Raw genomic sequence first — 6,189 nt, 5'->3', positions numbered from 1 at the left:
AGCCGGACGGGCGCGGGGGCGGCGGGGCCCGGGGCGGCGCTCGCGGTGGCCGGCCCGGCGCCGTCGCCCGGCGCGCGGTCGCGCAGGGCGGTGTCGTCGTGGGTGGTCATAGGTCTCCCTCGCGGGTGGGGTCGGCGGTGAGGTGCGCGCGAGCGGGTCCGCGGCGGGGCCGGCGGACGCCCGAGGGAGGCGCACGTCGGGACCAACGTCCCGGACGCTCCGGATGATTCCCGAGGTGGCGCCGCGGTGTCTCCGGCTTTTCCGTCGACCCACCGCCGCGGGCGGCCGGGTCCCCGGCGGACCACGAGGGTGCCCCCGGCGGGGTTCGAACCCGCACTGGGCCGGGTTTAAGCCGGCTGCCTCTGCCGGTTGGGCTACGGGGGCCGCGCCCATCCTGCCAGCACGGGCGCCGGCACGACGGAGCCCGCCCACCCCACGACGGGGTGGACGGGCTCCGGTGCTGCGGGGCGTGCGGCGCGCGTCAGGCCTTGGCGGCCGGCTTCGCCTCGGCGGGCGAGCCGTCGGCGGGCGAGGTGTCGTCGGCCTTGCCGGCGCCGGAGGGCTTCGCCTCGGCGCCGGGGACCGCGGCGTGGTCCTCGTCCTTCGCCGGGGCGGCGGCGGGCGCGGCCTCGGGCTTCGGCTTCGGCGGCACGGACGCGGCACGGAACTCCGCGCGCGGGTCGTGGATCGAGCCGAGCGCGACGGTCTCGCGGCGCCACAGCAGGTTCGCGGTCCAGCCGGACATGATCGCGATCTTGCGGTTCAGCGTCGGCATCGCCATCACGTGGTACGAGCGGTGCAGCACCCAGGCGAAGAAGCCGCGGACCTTGATCCGGCCCAGGAACTGCGCGACGCCCTTGTACATGCCGAGGGACGCGACCGCACCGATGTTCTTGTGCTTGTAGTCGGTCGGCTCGGCGCTGCGCAGGACCCGGGCCAGGTTGTCGGCCAGGTGGGTCGCCTCGCGGATCGCGTGCTGGGCGTTCGGCGGGCAGAACGAACCCGGGTTGTACAGGTCCGGCACCGCGGCGCAGTCGCCGGCGGCGTACGCGTCCGGGACGACGTGGCCGTCGGCGTCGACGATCTGCAGGGTCGCGAGCGTGGTGACGCGGCCCATCTTGTCGAGCGGCAGGTCCGAGTTCTGCAGGACCGGGTTGGCCTTGACGCCCGCGGTCCACACGATGGTCTCGGAGTCGAACTCGGTCTTGTCCGAGAGCACGACGTGGCCGTCGACGCAGGAGTTGAGGAACGTGGAGAGGTACACCTCGATGCCGCGCTTGCGCAGCTGCTCGAGGGTGTAGCCGCCGAGCTCCTCGGACACCTCGGGCAGGATGCGGCGCGAGCCCTCGACCAGCACGAAGCGCAGGTCCTCGGCGCTCAGCGACGGGTAGTGCTTGACCGCGTCGCGGGCCATGTCCTCGACCTCGGCGATCGCCTCGACGCCGGCGAACCCGCCGCCGACGAACGTGAAAGTGAGCATCCGGCGGCGCAGCTCCGCGTCCCAGGTGGACGACGCGCGGTCGATCCGGCCCAGGACGTGGTTGCGGACGGCGATGGCCTCCTCGACGTTCTTGAAGCCGATCGCCTGCTCCGCGAGGCCCGGGATGGGCAGCGTGCGGGCGACCGAGCCGAGGCCCACGATCAGGTGGTCGTAGGTGATCCAGTACGGGTCGCCCTCCTCGGGCGTGATCTGGACCTTGCGCTCCGCGTGCTTGATCTCGGAGACCTTGCCCTGGAGCGAGTCGATGCCCTTGAGGGCGCGGCGGTGCGGCGCGACGACGTAGCGCGCGTCGATGGAGCCGGCGGCGGCCTCGGGCAGGAACGGCGCGTACGTCATGTACGGGCGCGGGTCGACCACGACGATCGCGGCCTCCCGGTTGCCCAGGCGACGACGGAGCCGGCGGGCGGAGTACAGCCCCACGGACCCGCCGCCGAGGATGACGATGCGCGGCACCTTGCGCGACGTGGCGGACTGCGGCGCCGGGGTCGTGACGGTGGACTCAGACATAGGTCCAACGGTACGTCCCATGACTTGTCCGAGGCGAACCGGGACCACGTGATTCTGGGCACAAGGTCCCGGTTTCGACGCGTGGGCCCGGTCAGGGGGCCGTGGTCGACGCCGTCGAGGGCGCCGGAGACGCCACCTCCCCGGGACCTGCGTCCTGGGTGGCGCTCTCGACGGCCGGGGCCTTCGCGAACGGCATCGGCGGCGTGCGCGGCGCCTCGTCCAGGAGCTCCGCCGTGTCCGACGTACCCGTGGGGTTCGACCAGTCGAAGTCCTCGTAGGGCGCGCCCCGCAGCGGGTACACGTTCCAGCGGGACCGCCCGTCCTCGTCCGGGACGGACACGAACGACCACGGCTCCTCGACCCCCGGCAGGGACCACGCGGACCACCCGTTGTCCGTCGTCGTGCGCACCGGGCGGCCGCGGTCGTCGTAGACCTGGACGTCGGTGAGCGGGTCGCCGTCCGCGTCGTACACGAAGAGGTTGCTCACCTGCATGCCGTCGACCCAGACGCCGTCCTGCGGCCGGGAGTCCGCGGCGGGCACCTCGACGTACCGCACGTCGCTCACCTCGGGCCCGTAGAAGCGCGACTCGTAGGTGAACCAGGCGACCGGCACGACCAGGACGAGCGCGACCACCGTGGCCGCGCGGGACAGCCGCGGCAGCTGCGCGGCGCCCCAGCGGCCCCGGCCCCACTGGACGGAGACGACCACCAGAGCCAGCAGCATGACCCAGTGCACACCGCGGCTCGGCACGCCGTCGCGCTCGGGCCGCACCTGCCACAGCAGCGCGCTCCGCTCGATCAGCAGCCACATGACCGCCTGGTAGCCGATCCACGCGCGGGCCACCCACCACAGCGGCCGCAGCTCGGTCGCCGCGCGCACGACGGGCTCGGCCCACGGCTGCCGGCGCACCGCGGCGCCCGCACGGCCCGCGGCGGCGCGCAGCCGCTGCACCCGCTCGGGCCACGGCTTCCTCGCCGCGGCCGCCGACCCGTCCGGCAGCCCCGCCGCGGCGCGCAGCTCGTGGGCGTAGGCCGCGGGGGCGCCGAACCGCACCCCGACGTCGACCGGGCCGCCGCCCCCGTCGGCCGCCGCGGGGTGCGGCCCGTCGGCCAGCGCGTCGGCGAGGTCCGCCTCCAGCCCGTCGGTCAGGTCGTCCACCTGGTCGGGCGGCAGGTCGCCGAGGTGCCGGCGGACCTCCGCCGCGTACCGCGCGACCGCCTCGCGCGTCTCGTCCTGGGCCCTCGTGCCGTTCACGCCGCCGCCTCCCCGTCGAGCAGGCGGGTCATCGTCCCCGCGAACTCGCGCCAGTCCTTGCGCTGGGCGGCCAGCATGGCGCGGCCCTGCGCGTTGATCCCGTAGTACTTGCGATGGGGGCCCTCGTCGCTGGGCACCACGTAGGACGTCAGCGCGCCCTGCGAGTACAGCCGGCGGAGCGTGCCGTAGACGGACGCGTCGCCCACCTCGGCCAGGCCCGCGGCGCGCAGCCGCCGGACCACGTCGTAGCCGTACCCGTCCTCCTCGGCGACGACGGCGAGCACCGCGACGTCGAGCACTCCCTTGAGCAGCTGGGTCGTGTCCACCCGGGCCTCCTGTCGCGACCGGCCGGGGTCCGGCGGTCGCTGCGGTGCGGGGCGGGTGCCGCGGTCGGCCCCCTGTCGGCCGCGGCACCCGCTGTCTGGCGCGGGAGCCGACCCTCCTCGGCTCCCGCAGCACACACGGTAGTACAGATTGCGCAGTACCGGGCGAAGTTCGCTACCGGATCGCGCGGGCGTGTCGGGCCGCCTCCCCGCGGACCCCGCCCGCCGCCCACCCGCACGCCCTCACGCGCGCCGCTGACGCGCGCCGCTGACGCGCGCCGAGATAGGACCTCCGCGCCGAGGTAGGACTGCGCACGGTCCTACCTCGGCGCGCGCGTCCTCTCTCGGCGCAGGAGATCGCGGGTCAGGCGGTCGCGGAACCTGCGCGCTCGGCGACGCTCCAGGCGATGCCGTCGAGGATGTCGTGCTCCGACGTGACGACCTCGGTCAGCGTGCCGCCGGCGGCCTCGACCTCGGCGCGCACGCGCTCGACGACCGCCCGCCACACCAGGGCCCCCGCCCCGATGACGTCGACCCGCCCGGGGTGCATGAAGCCGAGCGCCGCGCGGGCGTCGTGGTCCCGGGCGAGCAGGTCGTCGCAGGCCGCGACCACGTCGTCGACCGCGAGGACGGCGCCGTCGATGGCGTCCCGGTCGTAGGCCGGCAGGCCGAGCGCGTGGGCGGTGATCGTGGTGACGGACCCGGCGAGCCCGACGAGCGTCACGGTGCGGCCGAGCGGGACGTGCTGCGCGGCGACGTCCAGGGCGGCCCGCACGTCGGCCTCGGCGGCGGCGACCTGCTCCGCGGTCGGCGGGTCGGCCAGCAGGTGGCGCTCGGTGATCCGCACGCAGCCGACGTCCATCGAGTACGCGGCCTCGGGCTCCCGCTCCCCGAGCACGACCTCGGTGGAGCCGCCACCCAGGTCGACGACGAGGAACGGGCCGTCGTGGGCGGCGCCGAGCACGCCGGTCGCGCCGCGGAAGGACAGCGCGGCCTCCTCGACGCCGCCGATCACCTCGGGCTCGACGCCCAGGGCCTCGCGCACGCCGGCGACGAACTCGTCACGGTTCTCGGCGTCGCGGGACGCGCTGGTCGCGACGAACCGGACGGCCTCGACGCCGAGGTCGCGGCAGACCTGCGCGTACCGGCGGGTGGCGTCGAGGGTGCGGGCCATGGCCTCCGGGGCGATCCGGCCGGTGCGGTCGACGCCCTGGCCGAGCCGGACGACCTCCATGCGGCGGTCGAGGTCCGTGAGGGTCCCCGCCTCCGCGTCGACGTCGGCCACCAGGAGCCGGATGGAGTTGGTCCCGCAGTCGATGGCAGCCACACGCGTCACGCGACAGATCATCCCATCCCCGGCGCGGGCCGCGCGCCCGGGGGTCAGCAGGTGCAGCGGTCCGGGCGCCACACGTCGCGCAGCCGCAGCAGCACGTCGTCGCCGACGGGGTTCACGCCCGGCCCGGCGGCGAGCGCGTGCCCGACGACGACGTGCAGGCACTTCACCCGGGTCGGCATGCCGCCGGCCGAGATGCCCGCGATCTCCGGCACGTCGCCGAGCTCGGCACGGTCGGCGAGGTACGCCTCGTGCGCGCGCCGGTACGCGGCGGCGAGCTCCGGCTCGTCCTGCACGCGGGCGGTGAGCTCCTTCATCAGGCCGGTGGCCTCGAGGGTGCTGACGGCGCCGACGGCGGGCGGGCAGGTGAGGTAGTAGGTCGTCGGGAACGGGGTGCCGTCGTCGAGCCGGGGGGCGGTGCGGACGACGAGCGGCCGGCCGCAGGCGCACCGGGCGGCGACGCCGACGACGCCGCGGGCGGGCCGGCCGAGCTGCTCGCGCAGGACGACGAGGTCGGCCTCGGTGACCTCGGGGGCGTCGTGCCGGGCGCGCGGCACGTCCGCCGGGTCGGGCAGCGCGGGCGCCGGGGTGCGGGGCAGGTCGGTCACGTGCGGTCCTCGGGCGGTCGGCGTCAGGGGGTCGGCGCGGTCGGCCCCTCGGACCCCTCGGTCCCGGTGCCCTCCGGCGCGGTCCCATTCTCCCCCGGCGTGCCGGTGCCCACGGACCCGTCGGTCCCGGTGCCCGCCGAACCGGACGGCCCCGTGCCCGCCGCGCCCGCGACCTGCACGGAGTCCCACACCTGGGCGTACCAGGGCCGGGTCGGGTCGTCGGACTCGACGGTGCCGGGCGAGGTGACCTCCGGATCGGCCGCGGCGTCGTCGGGCACGACCTCCGGGTCGGCGACGCGCAGCGCCCGCTCCCCCGGCATGACGAACGCGAGCCGCTCGCGCGCCTGCGCCTCGACGTAGGCGGGGTCGGACCACCGGTCGAGCTCGGCCCGCAGGTCCTCGTTGTCCTGCTCGGCGGCGGCGACCTCGGCGCGCAGCTGCTCGAGGCGGACCTGCTGGTCGAGGTACTGCCGCAGGGTCGGGAACACCAGGACGAACGCGATCGACAGCACCACGAACATCACCATCGCCCGCACGGTGAACAGCCGCGGCACGCGCTGCTGCACGATCTCGGAACGGGCGCCGCGGCGGTCGCCGCCCGAGCCGCCGCGGCCGCCGGGCCGGGAGCTGGCGGGGCGGCCCGCCGCCGGACGGGGCGGGGC

At 76.0% G+C, this 6,189-nt stretch carries 6 protein-coding genes and 1 tRNA gene; all 7 read right to left on the bottom strand.

What is annotated here, in order from left to right:
* Positions 1–310 precede the first annotated feature (310 nt).
* Positions 311–384 (bottom strand) — tRNA-Leu (locus MHY85_RS19580).
* Positions 385–481: 97 nt separating this feature from the next.
* Positions 482–2,008, bottom strand: a complete 1,527-nt coding sequence (locus tag MHY85_RS19575) for an NAD(P)/FAD-dependent oxidoreductase (RefSeq protein ID WP_239199799.1) — start codon at positions 2,006–2,008, stop codon at positions 482–484.
* A gap of 91 nt (positions 2,009–2,099) precedes the next feature.
* Positions 2,100–3,263, bottom strand: coding sequence for a hypothetical protein (locus MHY85_RS19570; protein ID WP_239199796.1), 1,164 nt, complete (start codon positions 3,261–3,263; stop codon positions 2,100–2,102).
* Positions 3,260–3,589, bottom strand: a complete 330-nt coding sequence (locus MHY85_RS19565; RefSeq protein WP_158372862.1) for a PadR family transcriptional regulator — start codon at positions 3,587–3,589, stop codon at positions 3,260–3,262. The genes MHY85_RS19570 and MHY85_RS19565 overlap by 4 nt, the downstream gene beginning before the upstream one ends.
* Positions 3,590–3,950: 361 nt before the next feature.
* Positions 3,951–4,922 carry a Ppx/GppA phosphatase family protein gene (locus tag MHY85_RS19560; protein WP_239199793.1) on the bottom strand — a complete coding sequence of 324 codons (972 nt, stop codon included), beginning with the start codon at positions 4,920–4,922 and terminating at the stop codon, positions 3,951–3,953.
* Positions 4,923–4,966: 44 nt separating this feature from the next.
* Entirely contained in the window at positions 4,967–5,494 is a 528-nt protein-coding gene (locus tag MHY85_RS19555) for a DUF501 domain-containing protein (RefSeq protein WP_255733750.1), read from the bottom strand.
* Positions 5,495–5,550: 56 nt separating this feature from the next.
* Positions 5,551–6,189 (bottom strand): septum formation initiator family protein (locus MHY85_RS19550; RefSeq protein ID WP_239199790.1); only part of this gene is annotated, 639 nt, incomplete at its 5' end.

It is taken from the genome of Cellulomonas sp. ACRRI (assembly GCF_022346185.1).
GTDB lineage: Bacteria > Actinomycetota > Actinomycetes > Actinomycetales > Cellulomonadaceae > Cellulomonas.
This window is presented reverse-complemented; position numbering and strand designations above follow the sequence as displayed.

Bases quoted from the DNA above. Each gene is read 5' to 3' on its own strand.
- MHY85_RS19575 (WP_239199799.1), bottom strand. From the start codon at position 2,008: ATGTCTGAGTCCACCGTCACGACCCCGGCGCCGCAGTCCGCCACGTCG.